The organism is Nonomuraea sp. NPDC049758, assembly GCF_040674635.1.
In the GTDB taxonomy this organism is placed as follows: domain Bacteria; phylum Actinomycetota; class Actinomycetes; order Streptosporangiales; family Streptosporangiaceae; genus Nonomuraea.
In genome coordinates, this window is sequence record NZ_JBFAMZ010000001.1 from 267,553 (window position 1) to 288,673 (window position 21,121).

The 21,121-nt window shown below is 70.1% G+C and carries 25 protein-coding genes; 7 read left to right on the top strand and 18 right to left on the bottom strand.

From position 1 onward, the window contains the following. The first annotated feature begins 43 nt into the window (after positions 1-43). Positions 44-1,171: an ATP-binding protein gene (locus AB0J46_RS01255; RefSeq protein WP_364324772.1), complete on the top strand. Its 1,128-nt coding sequence runs from the start codon at positions 44-46 to the stop codon at positions 1,169-1,171. Here AB0J46_RS01255 and AB0J46_RS01260 read toward each other — a convergent pair. The 3 genes from AB0J46_RS01260 to AB0J46_RS01270 are packed head-to-tail and all read right to left on the bottom strand — an operon-like array spanning position 1,134 to position 3,584. After that, complete coding sequence (locus AB0J46_RS01260) at positions 1,134-1,838, bottom strand: alpha/beta hydrolase (protein ID WP_364324775.1); 705 nt, start codon at positions 1,836-1,838, stop codon at positions 1,134-1,136. The genes AB0J46_RS01255 and AB0J46_RS01260 overlap by 38 nt on opposite strands. A 10-nt stretch (positions 1,839-1,848) precedes the next feature. Next, positions 1,849-2,139 carry an ATP/GTP-binding protein gene (locus tag AB0J46_RS01265; protein ID WP_364324778.1) on the bottom strand — a complete coding sequence of 97 codons (291 nt, stop codon included), beginning with the start codon at positions 2,137-2,139 and terminating at the stop codon, positions 1,849-1,851. Further along, positions 2,136-3,584, bottom strand: a complete 1,449-nt coding sequence (locus AB0J46_RS01270; protein WP_364324781.1) for a 3-hydroxybutyryl-CoA dehydrogenase — start codon at positions 3,582-3,584, stop codon at positions 2,136-2,138. Before AB0J46_RS01270 ends, AB0J46_RS01265 begins: the two co-directional genes overlap by 4 nt. Before the next feature lie 36 nt (positions 3,585-3,620). Between AB0J46_RS01270 and nucS the strand changes: the two genes are divergently transcribed. The 5 genes from nucS (at position 3,621) to AB0J46_RS01295 (ending at position 8,445) form a co-directional block, all read left to right on the top strand. After that, positions 3,621-4,283, top strand: coding sequence for an endonuclease NucS (gene nucS / locus AB0J46_RS01275; RefSeq protein ID WP_358283463.1), 663 nt, complete (start codon positions 3,621-3,623; stop codon positions 4,281-4,283). 107 nt (positions 4,284-4,390) lie between these two features. Then, complete coding sequence (locus AB0J46_RS01280; RefSeq protein ID WP_364324784.1) at positions 4,391-5,692, top strand: carotenoid oxygenase family protein; 1,302 nt, start codon at positions 4,391-4,393, stop codon at positions 5,690-5,692. A gap of 3 nt (positions 5,693-5,695) precedes the next feature. Next, positions 5,696-6,253: a GNAT family N-acetyltransferase gene (locus AB0J46_RS01285; protein WP_364324787.1), complete on the top strand. Its 558-nt coding sequence runs from the start codon at positions 5,696-5,698 to the stop codon at positions 6,251-6,253. Positions 6,254-6,285: 32 nt separating this feature from the next. Further along, a complete protein-coding gene (locus tag AB0J46_RS01290; RefSeq protein ID WP_364324790.1) occupies positions 6,286-7,758 on the top strand; it encodes an aldehyde dehydrogenase family protein in 1,473 nt (490 codons plus the stop codon). Between the two features lie 144 nt (positions 7,759-7,902). Then, positions 7,903-8,445 (top strand): TetR/AcrR family transcriptional regulator, encoded by a 543-nt coding sequence (locus AB0J46_RS01295; protein WP_358283455.1) that lies wholly within the window; start codon positions 7,903-7,905, stop codon positions 8,443-8,445. A gap of 168 nt (positions 8,446-8,613) precedes the next feature. Here AB0J46_RS01295 and AB0J46_RS01300 read toward each other — a convergent pair whose 3' ends face one another. From AB0J46_RS01300 to AB0J46_RS01315, 4 genes are all read right to left on the bottom strand, one after another. Beyond that, entirely contained in the window at positions 8,614-8,931 is a 318-nt protein-coding gene (locus tag AB0J46_RS01300) for an STAS domain-containing protein (RefSeq protein WP_352324282.1), read from the bottom strand. Between the two features lie 63 nt (positions 8,932-8,994). After that, on the bottom strand, positions 8,995-10,164 hold the full coding sequence (locus AB0J46_RS01305) for a histidine kinase (RefSeq protein ID WP_364324793.1): 1,170 nt from the start codon (positions 10,162-10,164) through the stop codon (positions 8,995-8,997). Beyond that, positions 10,165-11,274: an ABC transporter permease gene (locus tag AB0J46_RS01310; RefSeq protein ID WP_352324280.1), complete on the bottom strand. Its 1,110-nt coding sequence runs from the start codon at positions 11,272-11,274 to the stop codon at positions 10,165-10,167. Continuing rightward, entirely contained in the window at positions 11,271-12,167 is an 897-nt protein-coding gene (locus AB0J46_RS01315; protein ID WP_364324797.1) for an ATP-binding cassette domain-containing protein, read from the bottom strand. The genes AB0J46_RS01310 and AB0J46_RS01315 overlap by 4 nt, the downstream gene beginning before the upstream one ends. Before the next feature lie 127 nt (positions 12,168-12,294). Between AB0J46_RS01315 and AB0J46_RS01320 the strand changes: the two genes are divergently transcribed. Then, the gene (locus tag AB0J46_RS01320) at positions 12,295-12,885 is read left to right on the top strand and encodes a cob(I)yrinic acid a,c-diamide adenosyltransferase (RefSeq protein WP_364324800.1); all 591 of its coding nucleotides are present in this window, start codon (positions 12,295-12,297) and stop codon (positions 12,883-12,885) included. Here the strand turns inward: AB0J46_RS01320 and AB0J46_RS01325 are convergent. The 11 genes from AB0J46_RS01325 to AB0J46_RS01375 all read right to left on the bottom strand — a co-directional run bounded on the left by AB0J46_RS01325 (position 12,882) and on the right by AB0J46_RS01375 (position 21,068). Further along, positions 12,882-13,262, bottom strand: a complete 381-nt coding sequence (locus AB0J46_RS01325) for a DUF2550 domain-containing protein (protein ID WP_364324803.1) — start codon at positions 13,260-13,262, stop codon at positions 12,882-12,884. The genes AB0J46_RS01320 and AB0J46_RS01325 overlap by 4 nt on opposite strands. A 28-nt stretch (positions 13,263-13,290) precedes the next feature. After that, positions 13,291-13,692 (bottom strand): F0F1 ATP synthase subunit epsilon, encoded by a 402-nt coding sequence (locus tag AB0J46_RS01330; protein WP_080042501.1) that lies wholly within the window; start codon positions 13,690-13,692, stop codon positions 13,291-13,293. A gap of 68 nt (positions 13,693-13,760) precedes the next feature. Next, complete coding sequence (gene atpD / locus AB0J46_RS01335) at positions 13,761-15,209, bottom strand: F0F1 ATP synthase subunit beta (RefSeq protein WP_358283443.1); 1,449 nt, start codon at positions 15,207-15,209, stop codon at positions 13,761-13,763. Between the two features lies 1 nt (position 15,210). Then, on the bottom strand, positions 15,211-16,113 hold the full coding sequence (locus AB0J46_RS01340) for a F0F1 ATP synthase subunit gamma (protein WP_358283441.1): 903 nt from the start codon (positions 16,111-16,113) through the stop codon (positions 15,211-15,213). A 3-nt stretch (positions 16,114-16,116) separates the two neighbouring features. Next, the gene (gene atpA, locus AB0J46_RS01345; protein WP_364324807.1) at positions 16,117-17,766 is read right to left on the bottom strand and encodes a F0F1 ATP synthase subunit alpha; all 1,650 of its coding nucleotides are present in this window, start codon (positions 17,764-17,766) and stop codon (positions 16,117-16,119) included. Between the two features lie 40 nt (positions 17,767-17,806). Beyond that, positions 17,807-18,616, bottom strand: a complete 810-nt coding sequence (locus AB0J46_RS01350) for a F0F1 ATP synthase subunit delta (protein ID WP_364324810.1) — start codon at positions 18,614-18,616, stop codon at positions 17,807-17,809. Next, complete coding sequence (locus tag AB0J46_RS01355) at positions 18,616-19,167, bottom strand: F0F1 ATP synthase subunit B (RefSeq protein ID WP_352320415.1); 552 nt, start codon at positions 19,165-19,167, stop codon at positions 18,616-18,618. Before AB0J46_RS01355 ends, AB0J46_RS01350 begins: the two co-directional genes overlap by 1 nt. A gap of 32 nt (positions 19,168-19,199) precedes the next feature. Continuing rightward, complete coding sequence (atpE, locus tag AB0J46_RS01360) at positions 19,200-19,430, bottom strand: ATP synthase F0 subunit C (RefSeq protein ID WP_188190622.1); 231 nt, start codon at positions 19,428-19,430, stop codon at positions 19,200-19,202. Positions 19,431-19,499: 69 nt separating this feature from the next. Next, positions 19,500-20,297, bottom strand: a complete 798-nt coding sequence (atpB, locus tag AB0J46_RS01365) for a F0F1 ATP synthase subunit A (RefSeq protein ID WP_352350001.1) — start codon at positions 20,295-20,297, stop codon at positions 19,500-19,502. 67 nt (positions 20,298-20,364) lie between these two features. Further along, positions 20,365-20,580 carry an AtpZ/AtpI family protein gene (locus tag AB0J46_RS01370; protein ID WP_229824207.1) on the bottom strand — a complete coding sequence of 72 codons (216 nt, stop codon included), beginning with the start codon at positions 20,578-20,580 and terminating at the stop codon, positions 20,365-20,367. Positions 20,581-20,645: 65 nt separating this feature from the next. After that, positions 20,646-21,068 carry a hypothetical protein gene (locus AB0J46_RS01375; protein ID WP_352349999.1) on the bottom strand — a complete coding sequence of 141 codons (423 nt, stop codon included), beginning with the start codon at positions 21,066-21,068 and terminating at the stop codon, positions 20,646-20,648. Positions 21,069-21,121: the final 53 nt, after the last annotated feature.

The window sequence follows — 21,121 nt, forward strand, 5'->3', positions numbered from 1 at the left end:
CCGGCCCCGCGCGGGCACCGGACCCGGACGGAGGTGTCCCGGCGTGCGGCGGACCGTACGGCTGCGGCTGACGCTGCTCTACAGCGGCCTGTTCCTGGCCGCCGGGCTGCTGCTGGTCGCCCTGATCTACCTGCTGGTCGCGCACTCGCCGTTCCCGGCCGCGCCGCCCGCGCCCGTGCTGCCCGGCGGGCCCGGCCAGGTCGTGCCGGAGCCGCGGGTGGACGTGGCGTACCTGGCCGAGCAGCAGGCGGCCGGGCTGCGCAGGCTGCTGGTCAACTCGGCGATCGCCCTGGTGGTCATGGCGTTCGCGTCGGTGCTGCTGGGCCGGTTGACGGCCGGCCGGGTGCTGCGCCCGTTGCGGGACATGACGGCGACCGTCCGGCGCATCACGGCCGACCGGCTCGACCGGCGGCTGGCCGCCTCCGGCCCGGACGACGAGCTGAAGGAGCTGGCCGACACCTTCGACGACCTGCTCGACCGGCTGGAGGCCGCCTTCACCGCCCAACGCCGGTTCGTGGCCAACGCCTCCCACGAGCTGCGCACCCCGCTGACCCTGCAACGCGCCATGGCCGAGGTCGCGCTGGCCGACCCGGACGCCGGTGCCGCCGAGCTGCGCCACGTCCTCGACCGCCTGCTGGCGGCCGGCCGGCACCAGGAACGGCTCATCGAGGCGCTGCTCGTCCTGGCCAGGAGCCAGCAGGGGCTGGACCACCGGGAGCCGCTGGACCTCGCCGCCGTCGCCGGGCAGGCGCTCGACCGGCGGCCGGACTCACCGCCGCGCGTCGAGGCGGCGCTGCGGCCCGCGCCCGCCTCCGGTGACCGCGCCCTGCTCGACCGCCTGGTGGTGAACCTGCTGGACAACGCGACACGGCACAACGTGCCGGACGGCTGGATCACGGTGACCACCGGCGTGCGGGCGGGCCTGGCCACGCTCAGCGTCGCCAACAGCGGCCCGGTGATCCCGCCCGACCGGGTCGCGACGCTGCTCCAGCCGTTCCAGCGGCTGGCGGGCGGCCGCCGGGCGGTCGGCGACGGGCTGGGGCTCGGCCTGTCGATCGTCGCCGCCGTCGTCCAGGCCCATCACGGCACGCTGGAGGTGGTCGCGCGGCCGCAGGGCGGGCTGGAGGTGACCGTCAGATGTCCGTCGGCAGCGGGTACGCCTCCGGATTGACCCGCCGGACGATCTCGTTCAGCACGATCCGGACGTAGGGCTCGCCCACCCACAGGTGCTTGGCGCCGTCGACCCCGATGACCTCGGCCTGCGGCACCCTGGCGAAGCGCCGCCGGGCCTCCTCAGGACGCAGGTAGTCGTCGAACTCGGGCACCATCGCCACCAGCGGACGGCCGAACCGGGCCCAGGCGTCGAGGTCGTCGTCGGTGGCCCTGTGGAGCGGCGGCGAGAGCAGGATCGCCCCCTCGACCAGGGGGTCGTGGGCCCACTTCAGGGTCAGCTCGGTGCCGAAGGACCAGCCCACCACCCACACCCGCGGCAGGTCGTTGAACTCGGCGTACTCCAGCGCCGCCGCCACGTCGAACCGCTCGCCCTCGCCGCCGTCGAACGCGCCTGCGGAGGTGCCGCGCTCGGAGCTGGTGCCGCGCGTGTTGAAGCGCAGCACGGCGAGGTCGGCGAGCGCGGGCAGCCGGTTGGCGGCCTTCTTGTAGACGTGGCTGTCCATGAACCCGCCGTGGGTGGGCAGCGGGTGCAGGGTCACCAGGGTCGCCACGGGCGGCCGGTCGAGGGGCTGGGCCAGCTCGCCGACCAGGGTCAGGCCGTCGGCCGTCTGCAGCTCGATCGGTTCACGCCTGGCGGGCAGCACGGTGGCCGCGCGAATCTCCACGGGGGTCCTCCTAGTAGCGGCTGCGGCCGGGGCCGCGGTCGAGTCTCTTGCGCCAGCAGGCCGGATGCCAGTGGCGGCGCTCCTCGTCGCCGCCCGGCCAGTCGGGCCAGGCGACCAGGTGCGGCCTGCCGCCCAGGATCTCCTGGTCGCAGCCGGGGCAGCGGTAGGTCTTGGCCGAGGACGCGCCCGTGAGCATGCGCACCTTCCAGTCGCCGTCCGGCCATTCCTCCACCTTGTCGTTGCCGGTGGGAAGGCCGAGAGGGCGGGAGTCGTCCCTCCGGCGGGCGCGGCGGGGGCTCATGAGCGGGGGAACTCGCTCACACCGGCCGTGACGAGCTGGTCGAGCAGGGGGGCGGGGGCGAAGGCGGGCTCGCGGTACTCGGCGTACAGGGCCCTGAGGCCGTCGCGGACCCTGGCCAGGCCGAGGTAGGCCAGCATCTCGAACGGGCCGGCCGGGTAGCCGCAGCCCAGCCGCATGGCGGCGTCGATGTCGGCGATGGAGGCGTAGCCGGCGTCGTACATGCGGACGGCGTCGTTGAGGTAGGGGAACAGCAGGGCGTCGGCCACGAACCCGGCCCGGTCCTTGCACGAGACGGGCACCAGACCGGCGACCCGCATCAGGTCGCGCGCCGCCTTGGCGGCCCCGGGCGAGGTGAGCGCGGTGCCGGCCAGCTCGGCCACCTTGTCGCCGACGACGTGCACGCCGACCATCCTGGTGGGGTCGGACAGGCGTACGGCGTGCTCGATCACCGGACGGTCGGTGCAGCGCAGCACGGTGTCGGGCGCGTCGGACGGCCCGAACCCGGAGGCCCGCAACCGCTCGCCGAGCCCGTGGACGTCGGGCCCGTCGATGCCGAACGTGATGACCGTGGACTTCTCCGGCTCCTTGGGCGGCTCCTGCGGCCCGTAGAAGCCGTGGCCGCTCTTGCGGCCGAGCCGCCCGGCGGTGACCAGCTCGCGCAGCAGCGGCGAGGGCGCGTGCCGGCGGTCGCGCGTCTCGTCGAACAGCACCTCCATCACCTCGTACGCGGTGTCGAGCCCGATCAGGTCGAGCAGCGCGAACGGCCCCATCGGCAGCCCCACGCCCAGCCGCATCGCGTCGTCGATGCCGTCGCGCGTGGCGATGCCCAGCTCCAGCAGGACGGCGGCGTGGTTCAGATAGGGCAGCAGCAGCCGGTTGACCACGAACCCGGCCCGGTCGCCCGCCGGTACGGCGGTCTTGCCAAGCCGCCTGGCCAGCTCGCAGATCTCGGAGACCACTCCGGGCGCGGTCACCACCGTGCCCACCACCTCGACCAGCCGCATCACCGGCGCCGGATTGAAGAAGTGCATGCCGACCACGCGCCCGGGCCGGCCCGTGGCGGCGGCGACGGCGGTGACCGGCAGCGAGGAGGTGTTGGTGGCCAGCACCGTCTCGGGCTTGCAGATCCGGTCGAGGTCCTGGAACAGCGAGATCTTCAGGTCGAGCACCTCGGGGATCGCCTCGATCACCAGGTCGGCCTCGCGCAGGTCCTCGCGCGAGGTGGTCAGCGTGATGCGCCCCAGGATCTCGGCCCGCTGCCCGTCCGTCAGCTTGCCCCGGTCGGCCGCCCTGGCCGTGGAGCGCTCGACGTGCCCGCGCCCTCTTGCCAGCGCCTCGACGTCGGCCTCGACGCCGATCACCCGGAGCCCGGCACGCGCGAAGACCTCGGCGATCCCGGCGCCCATCGTGCCGAGCCCGACAACTCCCACCGTTTCAAACGCCATGCGACCAGTTTTCCAGAGCCGCTAAGGTGGACCGTCATGCGGCTGGTCATCGCGCGGTGCAGCGTGGATTACATCGGACGGCTCACGGCGCATCTGCCGATGGCGCCGAGGCTCGTCCTCATCAAGGCGGACGGGAGCGTCAGCATCCACGCCGACGACCGCGCCTTCAAACCGCTCAACTGGATGAACCCTCCGTGCAAGCTCAAGGAGGACGGCGAGACCTGGACGGTCACCCACGGCAAGACCGGCGAGAAGCTGGTCCTGACCATGGCGGAGATCATCCACGACTCCAGCCACGAGCTGGGCGTCGACCCCGGCCTGATCAAGGACGGCGTGGAGGCCCACCTCCAGGAGCTGCTGGCCGAGCACATCACGACCCTGGGCGAGGGCTACTCGCTGATCCGCCGCGAGTACATGACGGCCATCGGGCCGGTCGACATCCTGTGCCGCGACGCGCTGGGCGCGACGGTGGCCATCGAGATCAAGCGGCGCGGCGAGATCGACGGCGTCGAGCAGCTCACCCGCTACCTGGAGCTGCTCAACCGCGATCCGCTGCTCGCGCCGGTGCGCGGGGTGTTCGCGGCGCAGGAGATCAAGCCGCAGGCGCGCGTGCTGGCCGCCGACCGGGGCATCGACTGCGTCACCCTCGACTACGCCGCCCTGCGCGGCATCGAGCCGGAGAACCCGACCCTCTTCTGACCCTCCCGGCCTCGTGGCGAGGCCGGGATTTCCCATGGCCTGACATTCCTGTGTTGACACGTCTCTTCTGGACGTTCTAGTTTCGACCTATCGAGATTGGAGTGTTCATGGACGTTCCCGCGTATCTCAGCGGCGACCTGGCGCCCGTCCCCGACGAGATCGAGGCGCACGACCTGGAGGTCACAGGCGCGCTGCCCGCCGAGCTGACCGGGCGCTACTTCCGCAACGGGCCCAACCCGCGGCCGGGCGAGGATCCCGGCCACTGGTTCGCCGGGCACGGCATGCTGCACGGCGTCCGGCTGCGGGACGGGCGGGCCGAGTGGTACCGCAACCGGTGGGTGCGGACCAGCAAGTTCACCGACGACGCGCCGTTCGTCTCCGACACCGGCGTCGATCTCGCCGCGGTGACCGCCAACACGCACGTCGTCCGGCACGCCGGGCGCATCCTGGCGCTCGTGGAGAACGGCCTGCCGCACGAGGTGACGCCCGAGCTGGCCACCGTGGGCCCGTGCGACTTCGGCGGACGGCTGACCACCGCGATGACCGCCCACCCCAAGCACGACCCGCTCACCGGCGAGCTGCACTTCTTCGGCTACGGGTACTTCCCGCCGTTCCTCACCTACCATCGGCTCTCGGCCGCCGGCGAGCTGGTGGAGAGCAGGGAGATCGAGGTGCCGGGGCCGACGATGATGCACGACTTCGCCGTCACCGAGCACCACCTGCTCTGGCTGGACCTGCCGGTGGTGTTCGACCTCGACCGCCGCGGCATGCCGTACGCGTGGGAGGACGACTACGGCGCCAGGATCGGCGTCACCCCCCGGACGGGCGGCCCGACCCGCTGGTTCGACGTCGACCCCTGCTACGTGTTCCACGTCGGCAACGCCTGGGAGGACGAGCGGGGGCGCGTCGTCCTGAACGCCGCCCGCTACTCCCCCGGCGCGTGGTCGGCCGTCTGGAAGCAGATCGGCGGCGCCGCCGACCCGGCCCGGCACGCGGGCGCCGCCGGCGCGGCCGCCCTGCACCGCTGGACCCTCGACCCGGCCACCGGCACGGCCACGGAGGAGGCGCTGGACGACCGCGGCGTGGAGTTCCCCACCTTCAACGAGGACCTGCTCGGCCGGCCCAGCCGCCACCTGTACACGGTGGGCGCCGACGCCGTCGTCAAGTACGACCTGCGCGACGGCTCCGCCCAGGTCAGGAAGACCGGCGGCGCCACCGGCGAGGCCGTGTTCGTGCCGGCCGAGGGGGCCGCGGGCGAGGACGAGGGGTGGCTGCTGTCGATCGTCACCTCCGGCGAGTCGTCCGAGCTGCTGGTGCTGGACGCGAGCGACCTGTCCGGCGTCGCGTCGGTGCGGCTGCCCAGGCGGGTGCCGGCGGGCTTCCACGGCTCGTGGTTCGCGGAGGGCTGACCGGTGGAGATCAGGCAGTCCGACGACTTCGACGCCGCCGGCGACGCGCTGGCCAGGGCCTTCCACGACGATCCGGTGGTCGGCTGGCTGCTGCCCGGCGGCCGCGGCGCGGCGGGGATGTTCACCACGATCGCCCGTCACATGCACGGGTTCACCGACACGGCGCTCAGCGGGGGCGGCGCCGTGGCGGGGGTCGCGCTGTGGGACCCGCCGGGCCACCGGCCCGACGCGGAGGCGGGCGTGCCCGGCCTGGTGGCGGCCATGGGCGACCGGCTGCGCCAGGGCCTGCTGCTGGAGGAGGAGTTCGCCCGGCACAAGCCGGAAGGCCCCTACTGGTACCTGGCCCAGCTCGGCACCGTGCCCGAGCTCCAGGGCACCGGCGTGGGCGGCGCGCTGCTGCGCGCGGGCCTGGCCAGGTGCGGCGGCCTGCCCGTCTACCTGGAGAGCAGCAAGGAGTCGAACGTGCCCTTCTACGAGCGGTTCGGGTTCGCGGTCACCGAGCGGTTCACCCTGCCGGACGGGCCGCCGGTGTGGGGGATGCTGCGCCCGCCCCGGAGCTAGTAAGCGACGGCTTACCGGTTTATCGTGACGCCATGACCACGCTGACGTTCGACTCACTGAACCCGGCTACCGGCGAGGTCGTCGGCAGTCACCCCAAGAACGACGCCCAGGCCGTGCGCGAGGCCGTGACCAGGGCCGAGACGGCCGCGGAGTGGTGGGGTGCCCTGCCCGCGGGCGAGCGCAGGCGCCGCCTGCTCGACTACAAGGCGGTCCTCACGCGGCGCCTGCGGGAGCTGGCCGCGCTGGTGCACGAGGAGACCGGCAAGCCGGTGGGCGACGCCACGCTGGAGATCGTGCTGGCCGTCACGCACCTCGACTGGGCGGCCCGCAACGCCGCCAAGGTGCTGGGCCGCCGCCGCGTGGCGACGGGCATGCTGGGGCTCAACCTGGCCGCCACCCTGGAATACCTGCCGCTCGGCGTGGTCGGCGTGATCGGCCCGTGGAACTACCCGGTGTTCACCCCCATGGGGTCCATCGCGTACGCGCTGGCCGCCGGCAACGCGGTCGTCTTCAAGCCCAGCGAGCTCACCCCGGGCGTGGGCGTGCGGCTGGCGGAGCTGTTCGCCGAGTCGGTGCCCGAGCAGCCGGTGTTGCAGACGGTGACCGGACTCGGCGAGACCGGCGCGGCGCTGGCCGCCGACCCCCGGGTGCGGAAGGTGGCCTTCACCGGCTCGACCGCCACCGCCAAGCGGGTCATGGCGGCGTGCGCGGAGAACCTCACGCCCCTCGTGGCCGAGTGCGGCGGCAAGGACGCCTTCATCGTGGACGCCGACGCCGACCTGCCCGCCGCGGCCGACGCCTGCCTGTGGGGCGCGATGTCGAACGCGGGCCAGACCTGCGCGGGCGTCGAGCGGGTCTACGTGGTGGACGCGGTGTACGAGCCGTTCCTGCGGGAGCTGTCGGAGCGGGCCGCCGGGGTCAAGGCCGGCCAGGACTACGGCCCGATCACCATGCCCGCCCAGATCGACATCATCCGGCGGCACATCGACGACGCCACCAAGTCCGGAAAAGTGGTGACCGGCGGCCCAGGCTCGGTACGGGCGCCGTTCGTCGACCCGGTCATCGTGGCGGACGTGCCCGAGGACTCCCCGGCGGTGCGCGAGGAGACGTTCGGGCCGACGATCACCGTCCGGCGCACCCGCGACGCGCAGGAGGCGCTGGAGCTGGCCAACGCCTCGGCGTACGGGCTGGCGGGCACGATCTTCTCGCGGGACGCCCGCCGGGCGACGCGGCTCGCGCGGGCGATGCGTACCGGGATGACCGCCGTCAACTCGGTCATCTCCTTCGCCGGGGTGCCCGCGCTGCCGTTCGGCGGGGTCGGCGACTCGGGGTTCGGCCGCATCCACGGAGCCGACGGCCTACGCGAGTTCACCAGGCCGAAGGCGGTCTCCCGCCAGCGCTTCGCCCTGCCCGGCATGAACCTGACCTCCTTCAGGAGGGGCCCCGACGAGCTTGAGCGACTGATCAGGCTTGTCACGTTCTTGCACGGACGACGTAAAAGATAATCATCGCGCTCTTTCCCAAATCCGATCATCCGTCCATAATTGTGTGCTCTGGGGGCCACGATCATGTTGGACGGGTGGAATGTGAACCGGTCTTACCGGGGAATGTCGGCTGAGCAAAGGCTGGCGGACAGACGCGAGCGGCTGATGACGGCCGCCTACACGCTATACGCGAAACCAGGTTTCGCGGCGACGACCATCGAAAGATTGTGCTCGGAGGCGCGGATCTCCAACCGCGCCTTCTACGAATGTTTCGGCGGCCGCGAGGAGTTGCTCCAGGCGCTGCACGAGCGGTGCGTGGAGGAAAGCCTCGCGGTTGTGGCCAAAGCGTTACAGGAGGCGCCGGGCACGCTTGACGGAAGAGTCAAGGCGGGGATTCGCGCCTATATCGAGTTCGCCGCCGCCGACTGGCGGCGGGCCCGCATCATGCACCTGGAGGTGCGCAGGTCGGGTGACGTCCTGACAGCCTCGCGTCAGCGGGCGGTGGACTCCTTCGCCCGGCTCGTGGAGGAGGCATCGGCGGATTTCCCGCAGGCCCGCTCGCTGAAACGGCGCCTGGTGGCACTTGGCGTAATTGGCGCGCTGCAAGAGCTGCTGATCGAATGGATACTGGCCGACCAGCAGCCTGCCATCGACGATCTGGTCGAGGTGGCGGTGCACATCTTCATCCGCAGCCTCAGTCCGTCGTGACCCGCCGATTACCCGCAGTGATGGGGTCACAGAATAATCACTTTCACAGTTCTTTCCGAGTGCCCACGCCCGTGATAGCGGGCCAGCCGAAATCTACATTCCTTCTATATTCGGCTCGTGAAAGGGCACGGGCGACGGCTGATCGGCGCCCGGCCCCGATATGTGACCTCAGGCCACCGCGGCCGCGGGAACCTCGACGTGCAGGACCCGATTCAGCCGGGTCACCGCCAGGATCCGCATGATCCGCGGGGGCACCCCCCGAAGAACGAGGCGGCGTTGCACGCTGATCGCGCGCCGATGCGCCCCGACCAGCACCCCGAGCCCGGTGGCGTCGATCATCTCCAGCTTGGAGAGGTCGAGGATGAGGTCGCCCTCGCCGGCGTCGAGCGCGGCGTGCAGCCGCTCACGCACGCCGGCCGACGTGCCGGCGTCGAGCCGGGCACCGATCCGCACAGTCTGGCCTCGTGGATTGCGCCGGACGCGCATGCCACCTCCTCAATCACGCACACGGCGTGTGGTCGCCGGGATCGAAACCCCCGCTCTGCTCCCCTACCCATCTATCGGGAGTGACACGACAGCCGTCAGCAGGAACTGTCCGTCGCCGGTGGGACGGGCCGTCAGGCGCCCGCCCACGGCGGCCATCCGCTCGCCCATGCCGGTCAGCCCGCTGCCCAGGTCGTCGGCCTGCCTGCGGGCCACGCCGTCGTTGCGCACCGCCAGTTCCGCCTCCTGGTCGGTGAACCGCAGGGTGATGTCGCAGAAGGTCGCGGCGCTGTGCTTCAGCACGTTCGTGACCGCCTCACGCACCGCGTAGGCGAACACCGGCGCGACGCCGTGGGGCAGCTCGCGGTGCGGCAGCCGCACCTCGCAGCGGACGCCGGCCGCTTCGAGCACTCCCTTCACGCTATTCAGCTCAGCGGTCAAGTCAAGTTCGCGGTAGCCGCGCACGGCCTGGCGCAGCTCGCGCAGGGCCTTGCGGGTCAGCGCGTTCACCTCCGCCATCTCGGCCCTGGCGGCCCTGCCGTCGGCGTCTGCCAGGCGTACGGCCAGCTCGGTCTTGACGGCGATGGCGGACAGCTGGTGACCGACGAGGTCGTGCAGGTCCCTGGCGAAGCGCAGCCGCTCCTCGGCCAGCGCCAGCCGGGTGTGCGCCTCGCGGCCGTCGTGGGCCTGCACGGCCAGCGACCAGATCCAGGCCCACATCCTGTTCGTGCCGGGCAGCGCCGCGGCCCAGAAGACGTCGAAGCCGGTGATGACGAGCAGCGAGACGAGGAAGGAGTCACCGTCCGGCGCCAGCAGGCCCGTCCCGGTCAGCATGGACAGCACGCCGAGCCCGACGCAGGCCGCGCACGTCGCCGCGCCCAGCGCCAGCGCCCGGCGCGCGGGCAGCCCGATCACCACCACGGACAGCCAGACCATGGGCACGAACCCCCAGCCCATCGGGTCGGCCCCGCCGAGCACCGCCGCCAGGAACGCCAGAGCGCCGGTCCACACGACCTCCCTCGTGGGATACCGGCGCTCCATGACCGCGGCGACGACGCGTACGTAGAGCCAGGTGAAGGCGAGCGCCGCGATCGTCGCGAGCAACAGGCGCGGCCAGCCGGCCGCCCCCGAGCCGAGGCTGAACACCGTCGCCGTGATCACGATGACCCACATGATCACGAGCGTCGAGTTCAGCATCCCGCGGGCCAGCCGCCGCGCCCGCGTGATCGCGTCCATCTAGCCGGCGCGCAGCACGTCGCCGAGCTTCAGCCGGGCGCCCGTGCGCAGCACCGCCCGCTCGTAGACCTTGGCGCCGAACGACAACACCGCCAGCACGGCCACGGCCATCGCCGCCATGGACGCCGCCACCTGCCACATCGGCACGTCGGCCGCCGCCATCCGGACCGGCATGATCATCGAGGAGAACGGCGGGATGTAGGACATCACCGTGGCCAGCGTGCCCGTGGGATCGTTGGTGGCGTAGAAGGCCACGAAGTACGTGACCATGATGAGCATGGTCAGCGGCGACATCACGCTGCTCACCTCCTCCTGGCGGGAGACCAGCGAGGCGAACGCGGCCGCGAGCGTGGCGAAGAACGCGTACCCGAGCACGAACCAGACCAGGACGGCGACCACCAGACCCGGCACGCCCGGCGGGAAGTCGGCGGCGAACCCCGACACCGACGTGGCGACCAGGCCGACGGCGAGGATGGTGAGCAGGTTGATCAGCCCGAGCACGCCCAGCCCGACGATCTTGCCGCCGAGCAGCTGCCACGGGCGCACCGCCGCGAGCAGGATCTCCACGATCCTGCTGCCCTTCTCCTCCACCACGCCCATCGCCACCATCATGACCTGGCCCATGAGCAGCATGAACAGCACGAGCACCAGCACCACGGCGATGCCGGTCTTGGCCGCCTGGTAGCGGGTGTCCACGCCCACGGAGACCATCTGCAGCGGCGGGATCGTCACCCCCGCCGCGCCGAGCCGCATCTCCCGGTTGGTGCTCTGCATGAGCACGCCGAGCTTGCTGTCGATCTCGCCGTCGGTGAGCACCTTGTCGCCGTTGACCAGCACCGCGTCCACGTCACCGGCCAGCACGGCCTTCTTGGCCGCGGCCTCGTCGGGGAAGGAGCGCCACTCGAACTCTGCGTCCGGCGCGGCGGCCTTCAGCGGGAGCTGCTGGGAGTTGACCGTGCCCAGCGTGTACGAGTCGTTCCCGCCCATGATCTTCGGCGCGAAGGAGACGGCCGCCACCAGCAGGGCGGTCACCAGCAGGCCGACCAGGAACGTCTTCGTGCGCACCTGTGTGACGATCTCGCGGCGGGCGACCAGCATCAGTCCGTTCACGCCACGGCCTCCTTGAAGATCTCGGTGAGGGTCGGCTGCTCGACCCCGAAGTGCTCGACGCGGCCCGCCTTCATGGCGCGGCGCAGGATCTCCTGGTCGTCGCCCTCGGCCGTCCGCAGGGTGTGCAGGTCGCCGTGGACGGTCACCGTGCCCGGCAGGCCGTCGGCCCAGCCCGGGGCCGGGTCGCGGACCTCCACCCGCAACGTGTCGCCCTCGGCGGCGCGCAGCTCGGCCACCGTGCCCGTCGCCACCATCCGGCCGCCGGAGACGATGCCCACCGAGTCGCACAGCCGCTCCACCAGGTCGAGCTGGTGACTGGAGAAGATCACCGGCACGCCGCTTCTGCAGCGTTCCTGGAGCGCCCCGGCCAGGGCGTCCACGGCGAGAGGGTCGAGCCCCGAGAACGGCTCGTCCAGGACCAGTGCCTCGGGGTCGTGCACCAGCGCCACGGCGAGCTGCACGCGCTGCTGGTTGCCCAGCGACAGCGTCTGCACCGCGTCGCTCCTGCGCTCGGTCAGCCCCAGCCGCTCGATGAGCTCGTCGGCGGCCTTCTTCGCCGCCGCCGGGGCGAGCCCGTGCAGCCGGCCGAAGTACTCGATCTGCTCGGCGACCCGCATCTTCTGGTACAGCCCGCGCTCCTCGGGCATGTAACCGAACCGCGTGCGGTCGTCGTAGCCCAGCGCGCGGTCCCGCCAGCGCACCGAACCGGAGTCGGCCTGGAGCACGCCCATGACGATGCGCATCGTCGTCGTCTTGCCCGCACCGTTCGCGCCCACGAAGCCGTACATCTCGCCCGGACGTACCGTGAAGCTGATCCCGTCCAGGGCGACCTTGCCGCCGGGGTTGTCGGGACCGCCCGCGAAGCGCTTGCGCAGCTCGCTGATCTCGAGCATCAGGTCCTCTCTCTCGTCATGGGTAGATTGTGGCTTTGGCGGCGTTCGCCCTGGTAGTCGTGGAAATCATGGACGCGACATGGAAAGCGCGTCCCGTTCGGATGACATTTGTCATTACGCTGGGCTCATGACGCGTGCCGACAAGGACAAGCCCGTCGTCCTCTCCCGCATCTACACCCGTACGGGCGACGACGGCACCACGAACCTGAGCGACATGAGCCGCGCGGCCAAGACCGACACCCGGCTGGCCGCCTACGCCGACGTCGAGGAGGCCAACGCCTGCCTGGGCCTGGCCCTGTCCCACGGCACCCTGTCCGCCGACCTCGTGGCGCTCCTCGTGCGCATCCAGAACGAGCTGTTCGACGTGGGGGCCGACCTGGCCACACCGGTGGTGGAGGAGCCGGAGTTCCCGCCGCTGCGGGTGGAGCAGTCCTACATCGACCGGCTGGAGGAGCAGTGCGACCGGCTCAACGCCGAGCTCCAGCCGCTGCGCAGCTTCATCCTGCCCGGGGGCGACCCGGCCACGGCCGCGCTGCACCTGGCCCGGGTGACCGTACGCCGGGCCGAGCGCACCACGTGGGCGGCGCTCGAGGCCCACGACGACGTCAACCCGCTGACCGCCAAATACCTCAACAGGCTCTCCGACCTGCTCTTCATCGCCTGCCGGATCGCCCACGGCGGCAACGAGATCCTCTGGAAGCCCGGCGGCACCCGCTAGGCGACGTCGAGGTACGCGCTGGGCGGCGCCGACTCCAGCCAGGCGAGGAAGCCGGTGAGAGCGTCGGCGCTCATCGCCAGCGACAACCCGCGCGTCGTGCCGCTGCAGTCGACGGCGTAGAGGCCGCCGTCGATCTCACGCCGGGCGGAAACGACGAGGCCGCGCCTCGCGATCGCGTGGCGCGGCCTCAGTCGGACGCCCATGAGCGGAATCCAGTGGAGCTCACCGTCGGCGTAGCGGGCCACCCCGCTCTGCCACCCTCGGCTGCCCACTTTCAGCCGGCAGGGTACGCTGCCGCGCGAACGGGCGAGCGTCACCCCTCGAAGGACCACGAGGGCGACCAGCAGCAACAACAAAACCGAAACCGTCGCCACCATGGCCGCCCCCTGAATCCCGTTGTATGTATTAAACCTCTTCGCCCGCCGCGCGCAGCCGGGCCCTGGCCCGCTTCGCCTCGATCGCCGCGTCGGCGTCCTCCTGGTTGGCCTCGATCGAGGCCTGAGCCCGGTCGAGAGCGTCTCGGGCGGCCGCGACGTCGACCTCGGAACCGAGCTCGGCGACCTCGGCGAGCACCGACACCTCATCATCGGCCACGGAGATGAACCCCCCGTGAACGGCCGCGACGAGCTCGGGCTCACCTTCCCGCTTGACGCGCAGCACGCCGCCCTCGACGAGGACGCCGAGCACGGGTGCGTGTTGCGGCATAATACCGATCTCGCCGTCAACGGTCTTGGCAATCACCATGTCGGCCTCGCCCGACCAGATCTCACGCTCGGGTGAGACAACCCCTACGCGTAGCTTCGCCACTTCGTCAGGTTCCTTTCCGATCAGGTAGCGGCACGGGTTCTCCCACCCGTGCCGCTACCGTAGGGCGATCAGCGACGCTCGAGTTCCTTGGCCTTGGCCACGGCCTGGTCGATGCCGCCGACCATGAAGAACGCCTGCTCGGGCAGGTGGTCGTACTCGCCGGCGCACAGGCCCTTGAAGGAGGCGATCGTCTCGTCCAGCGGGACGTTCTCGCCCGGCTGGCCGGTGAACGCCTCGGCGGCGTACATCGGGTGCGACAGGAACCGCTCGATGCGACGGGCCCGCTGCACGGTGACCTTGTCCTCTTCGGACAGCTCGTCGATACCGAGGATCGCGATGATGTCCTGGAGCTCGCGGTACTTCTGCAGGATCCGCTTGGTCTCCTGGGCCACCCGGTAGTGCTCCTCGCCCACGACCTGCGGGTCGAGGATCCGGGAGGTGGAGTCGAGCGGGTCCACCGCGGGGTAGATGCCCTTCTCCGAGATCGGCCGGGACAGAACGGTCTGCGCGTCGAGGTGCGCGAACGCGTTGTGCGGGGCCGGGTCGGTGATGTCGTCGGCGGGCACGTAGATCGCCTGCATGGAGGTGATCGAGTGACCGCGCGTCGAGGTGATGCGCTCCTGGAGCACACCCATCTCGTCGGCCAGCGTCGGCTGGTAACCCACCGCGGACGGCATGCGGCCGAGGAGGGTGGAGACCTCCGAGCCCGCCTGCGTGAAGCGGAAGATGTTGTCGATGAACAGCAGCACGTCCTGCTTCTGCACGTCGCGGAAGTACTCCGCCATCGTCAGCGCGGACAGGGCCACCCGCAGACGGGTGCCCGGCGGCTCGTCCATCTGGCCGAAGACGAGGGCGGTGTCCTTGAGGACGTCCGCCTCCTCCATCTCCAGCCAGAGGTCGTTGCCCTCACGGGTGCGCTCGCCGACGCCGGCGAACACCGAGGTGCCACCGAAGTTGCGGGCGACACGGCGGATCATCTCCTGGATGAGAACCGTCTTGCCCACACCGGCACCACCGAACAGGCCGATCTTGCCACCCTGCACGTACGGGGTGAGCAGGTCGATGACCTTGATACCCGTGACCAGCATCTCGGTACGGGACTCGAGCTGGTCGAAGGGCGGGGACGGCCGGTGGATGCCCCACTTCTCGGTGACCTGGAGCGACGCGGTCGGCACGTCGAGCGCCTCGCCGAGCGCGTTCCACACGTGACCCTTGACGACGTCGCCGACGGGCACCGAGATCGGGTGGCCGGAGTCGGTGACGGCCGTACCGCGGACCAGGCCGTCGGTGGGCTGCATGGAGATGGCGCGGACCAGGTTGTCACCCAGGTGCTGGGCGACCTCCATGGTCAGGGTCTTGGTCTCGCCGCCGAGGGTCACCTCGACGTTGAGCGCGTTGTAGATGTCGGGCATCGCCTCGACGGGGAACTCCACGTCGACGACGGGCCCCTTGACGCTGGCCACACGACCGGCACCGGCCGACGTGGGCTCAACAGTCTCAACAGCCTCTGCAGTCATTTCACTCTTTCCCCGCTGCGGCGTCAGCCAGCGCGTTGGCGCCACCGACGATCTCGCTGATTTCCTGGGTGATCTCGGCCTGGCGAGCCTGGTTCATCTGCATGGTGAACACGCGGATCAGCTCGTTGGCGTTGTCCGTGGCGGACTTCATGGCGCGGCGGCGCGCGGCCTCCTCCGAAGCAGCCGACTGCAGCAGCGCCGTGAAGATGCGGGACTCCACATAGCGCGGCAGCAGCGATTCGAGCACGTCGCCCGCGGTGGGCTCGAACTCGAAGTACGGCGGGATCGTCTCGCTGGCCGTCGCCTCGGTCTCCTCGACCTCCAGCGGCAGCACGCGCTTGACCACGACGTTCTGGGTCAGCATCGAGACGAACTCGGTCGAGACGATGTGGATCTCGTCGATCCCCGCCTCTTCCTTGAAGGAGTCGATCAGCGTCTGCGCGATCTCCTTGGCGTCGGCGTAGGCCGGCTTCCTGGAGAAGCCGACCCACTGGCCGCCCATCGTACGGTTGCGGAAGGTGTGCCAGGTGACACCCTTCCGGCCGGTGACGAACGGCACCACCGTCAGGCCGCGGCTCTCCAGCAGCCCGCGCAGGGCCTCGGCCTCGCGCAGGACGTTGGCGTTGAAGCCGCCACAGAACCCGCTGTCGCTGGTGACGATGAGGACGCCCGCCTTGGCGGGGTTCTCCTTCGCCACGGTCAACGGATGGTCGACGCTGGCCGCGTTGCTGACGACGCCGGTGACGGCGCGAGTGATCTCACGCTCGTACGGCAGCGCCGCCTGCATCCGCATCTGCGCCTTCACGATCCGCGAGGAGGCGATGAGCTCCTGGGCACGCGTGATCTTGGCGGTCGACTTGACCGACTTGATCCGCCGCCGCAGCAGCCTTAGCTGGGCACCCATGAGCTACTTCTCCGTCGCCGGACGGACGACCTTCTTGATCTTCTCCTGGCCGACCTCGCCGGCTTCGAGCGGCGCCACCGGCTCGTCCTTGACCAGGAGCTCGCCCGAGGAGGTGGTGAAGCCCTTCTTGAACTCCGTGACGGCGTCCTTGAGGCTGGTCACCGCGTCGTCCGACAGCTCGTTGGTCTCGCGGATGCTGTCGAAGATGCCCTTGTGGCTGCTCTGCAGGTAGTCGAGGAACTCCTGCTCGAAGCGGCGGATGTCCTCGACCGGAACCTCGTCGAGCTCACCCGTCGTGCCCGCCCACACCGACACGACCTGGCGCTCCACGGGGAACGGCGAGTACTGCGGCTGGATGAGCAGCTCGGTCAGGCGCTGACCGCGCTCCAGCTGGGCGCGGGAGGCCGCGTCCAGGTCGGAGGCGAAGGCCGCGAAGGCCTCCAGGTCGCGGTACTGCGACAGCGACAGACGCAGCGTGCCGGCCACCTTGCGCATCGCCTTGATCTGCGCCGAGCCACCGACTCGGGAGACCGAGATACCGACGTTGATGGCGGGACGGATACCGGCGTTGAAGTAGTCGGTCTCCAGGAAGCACTGGCCGTCGGTGATGGAGATGACGTTGGTCGGGATGAACGCCGACACGTCGTTGCCCTTCGTCTCGATGATCGGAAGACCGGTCATCGAGCCGCCGCCCATGTCACTGGAGAGCTTGGCGCAGCGCTCCAGCAGGCGGGAGTGGAGGTAGAAGACGTCACCGGGGAACGCCTCGCGGCCCGGCGGGCGGCGAAGCAGCAGCGAGACGGCGCGGTAGGCGTCGGCCTGCTTGGTGAGGTCGTCGAAGATGATGAGGACGTGCTTGCCCTGGTACATCCAGTGCTGGCCGATGGCCGAACCGGTGTACGGGGAGATGTACTTGTAACCGGCCGGGTCGGAGGCCGGGGCGGCGACGATCGTGGTGTACTCCAGGGCGCCGGCCTCTTCGAGGCGGGAACGCACCTGGGCGATCGTCGAGCCCTTCTGGCCGACCGCGACGTAGACGCAGCGCACCTGCTTCTCGGGGTCGCCCGAGAGCCAGTTGTCGCGCTGGTTGATGATCGTGTCCACGGCGACGGCCGTCTTGCCCGTGCCACGGTCACCGATGATCAGCTGGCGCTGGCCGCGGCCGATCGGCGTCATGGCGTCGATCGCCTTGATGCCGGTCTGCAGCGGCTGCTTCACCGGCTGCCGCTGGACGACCGAGGGGGCCTGCAGTTCGAGGGCGCGCAGGCCCTCGGACTCGATCGCGCCCTTGCCGTCGAGGGGGTTGCCGAGCGGGTCGACCACGCGGCCGAGGAAGTTGTCGCCGACGGGCACGGACAGGACCTCGCCCGTCCGGCGGACCGTCTGGCCCTCCTCGATGTGGCTGAAGTCGCCCAGGACCACGACGCCGATCTCTCGGGGGTCGAGGTTCAGGGCCAGGCCGCGCGTGCCGTCCTCGAACTCGAGCAGCTCGTTCGCCATCGCCGAGGGAAGGCCGGAGACATGGGCAATGCCGTCGCCGGCGTCGACGACGGTCCCGATCTCCTCGCGCGCGGCGCCTTCCGGTTCGTACGCCTGGACGAAGCGCTCAAGCGCGTCCCGGATCTCGTCCGGCCGGATCGTAAGCTCCGCCATCTCTACTCTGTCTCCCTATTCATTCGGCGCTCACTGCGCCTCAGCCGGCCAACCGGCGGCGGACTTCTTCAATTCGTCCCACGATCGTGGTGTCGATCATCTCGTCGCCGATGCGGACCGAGAACCCACCGAGCACTCGCTTGTCCACCTCGACGTTCAGGTGCACGTCACGACCGTAGGAGGTGCGCAGCCAGTCGGCCAGTCGCTGCTTCTGCGCGTCGGACAGCTCGACCGCGCTGCGCACGACCGCCACCAGGCGCTGGCGCTGCTGGGCCACGAGCTGGCCGAACTCCTCCAAGCCCACTTCCAGGCTACGCCCTCGCGGGTGCACCGCCAGCTGCGTGATCAGGCGCTGGCTGGTGGGGGCCACCTTGCCGCCGAGCAGGTCGCTCAGCAGCTGCCGCTTGCCCTCCGCGGGCGCGGCCGCGTCGGCGAGCGCGCGTCGGAGGTCGGGGTTGGCGGCGACGATACGGCCGAAGCGGAAGAGCTCGTCCTCGACGTCGTCGAGCCTGGACTGGCCCTCCGCCTCGGCGGCGGCGGCGACGACGCCGAGCCGTTCGAGCGAGTCGGCCAGGTCACCCGCGCGCGACCACCGGACCGAGACCGCGGCCTCGGTCGTGGCGAGGGCCGCCTCGGAGACCTTGCCGCCGAGCAGGGCGCGGACGGTGCCCGCCTTCTGCTCGGCGGCCCTGGCCGGGTCGGACAGCGCGCGGCGCAGGCCGTGCTCGCGGTCGAGCAGATCCGCGACGGCGAACAACTCGTCGGAGAGCGCGCCGAGGTCGGCGCTGCCCGCGACCGCGTTGAAGCGCTCCTCGACCTCTGCCAACGAGGTCCTGCTCAGACCTCGCATTAGCGCACCGCCTGCGCGTTGCTGCTCTCAAGCTCGTCGAGGAACCTGTCCACGATCCGGCTCTGGCGGACCTCGTCCTCGAGGGACTCGCCGACGATGCGGCCGGCCAGCTCGGTGGACAGACGGCCGATCTCCGTGCGGAGCTGCGCGAACGCGGCGGCGCGGTCGGCCTCGATCTGGGCGTGCGCGGCCTCGACGAGACGACGGGCCTCGGCCTGCGCCTCCTCGCGGAGCTCCGCCTTGATCTGCGCGGCCTGCTCACGAGCCTCTTCACGGAGCCGGCCGGCCTCGCGGCGGGCCTCCTCGAGCTGCTGCGCGTACTGCCGCTGGAGGTTCTGCGCCTCGGCCTGGGCCTCCTCAGCCCTCTTGATGCCACCCTCGATCGCGTCGGTCCGCTCGGCCAGAGTCTTCTGGATGCGCGGAACGAGAATCTTGCCGACGACGAGGAGGACGACGAGGAACGAGAAGATACCGACGACGAGCTCGAACGTGTGCGGAAGGAGCGGGTTCGCCCCTTCTTCCTGCGCGAGGAGCGTAGCTGCCTTAATCATGGGTGCAGCCTTTCGTCAGAATTCTTCTGGTCCTAGATGCCCGCGAAGATGAACGGCGCGACCAGACCGATCAGGGCGAGGGCCTCGGTGAGGACGAAGCCGAGGAGCATGTTCTGGCGGATCAGGCCGTAAGCCTCGGGCTGACGCGCGATGGCCTGCACGCCCTGACCGAAGATGATGCCGACGCCGATGCCGGGGCCGATGGCGGCGAGACCGTAACCGATGGCGGTGACGTTGCCGGAGACCTCAGCGAGAACGCTCATTGCTATTTCCTTTACTGGACGGCCGGTGAAGGGAGTCCCACCGGTCATGGATATTCCGGTATGTGGTTCTCAGTGATCCGGGTGCAGCGCGCCGCCGATGTACATCGACGCCAGCATTGCGAACAGGAAGGCCTGCAGGAACTGGATGAACATCTCGAACCCGGTCAGGATGATCGTCATGATCACGCCCACCACGCCGACGGGTGCGCCCAAGGGCGTCAGCTTCTCGAACAGGAACCAGAAGCCGACCATGCTGAAGAACGCGAGCAGCATGTGACCGGCGAACATGTTCGCGAACAGTCGGACAGCGTGCGTGAACGGCGCGATGATCATGTTCGACAGGAACTCGATCGGCGCCAGAAGGAAGTAGATCGGCTTGGGCAGGCCGGGCGGGAACATCATGTTCTTGAAGTAACCGATGCCGCCCTGGTGCTTGACGCCCAGGTAGACCTTGATCGCGTAGATCGAGAGCGCGAGCACGGCCGGGAACGCGATGTGCGAGGCGACCGGGAACTGCGCGAGCGGGATCACGCCGAGGATGTTCCAGAACAGGACCAGGAAGAAGAGCGTGACCAGCAGGCCCATCCACCGATCGGCGTCCTTGCCGAGGAACGGCCGGGCGATCTGGTCACGGACGAACATGTAGCCGTACTCGACGACGTTCTGGGTGCCCCTCGGCACGAGCTTCGGCTTGGCGAAGGCCACCCAGCACACGGCGATCACCACGAGCGCGCTGAGCATCGCCAGCAGCACCGGCTTGGTGAACCAGGTCACCCCGGGGATGATCGGCGTGAACGAATTGAACAGCTCATCGGGCGATGGCGCCCGGAAGTTGTCTTCGGGGGCGAGGACCGTCAGCGCAATCACGCGGCGTTCCCTTCAACGTCGTAGTGGATCACAAGGGTTTCCTCAGCGAGGCGATCGCTGCGTCGGGTTAGCGACCGAACTTCCGGTAGACCGCGTAGCCGCCGAGCACGACCCCAAGGACCACGCCTATGGGGAAGAACGCGGACATGTCGAGCCACCGGTCCAGCAACCACCCGAGACCGCCATAGACCGCCATCCCGGCGAGCAGATAGCTGGGGACTGACCACATGGCATCGGAGAAGTCGCGACCGTCGTGTTCCGGCCGGCGTTCCTGTGCGCTCATCGCGGCCCCGACGATAGCAGGCGAGTGGAGGACTAGTCATATCGGACCCCATCCCTTTACCTGCCTCATGAGTCGCCCTTTCCGGGGACCGAGGCTTCGGGGTCGACGTAGAGCATCTTGGTCTTCATGAACGCGCGGACCTCGAATCCGGTCCAGACGAGCGTGCATCCGACCACGGACCACGCGAAGGCCTGGGTGTTCCAGGCGGTGGTCTCACGGAAGGCGGACAGCACCACCATGATGGCGACGACTTTGACGAGGTAGCTGACCATCGCCGCGATCGCCATCATCTGCGGGGAGACGCGTGCGGCATAGGAGACCGCTACCACGCTGATGCTGAAGAAAACCCCGACGAGCAAGGTGCCGAGGGCCGCGCCGAGCGCTCCCTTGCCGCCCGCCAGGAGGAACGCCACGATGACCGCGACCACCCCGACCGCGAAGGTCGGAACAGCGGCGCTCTTGAGTACGCGCACGTCGTTGGCCTGCATCGGTGCTCCATCAGCATGTTGTCAAGCGAGCGTTTGCTACCTCCAGAACATGT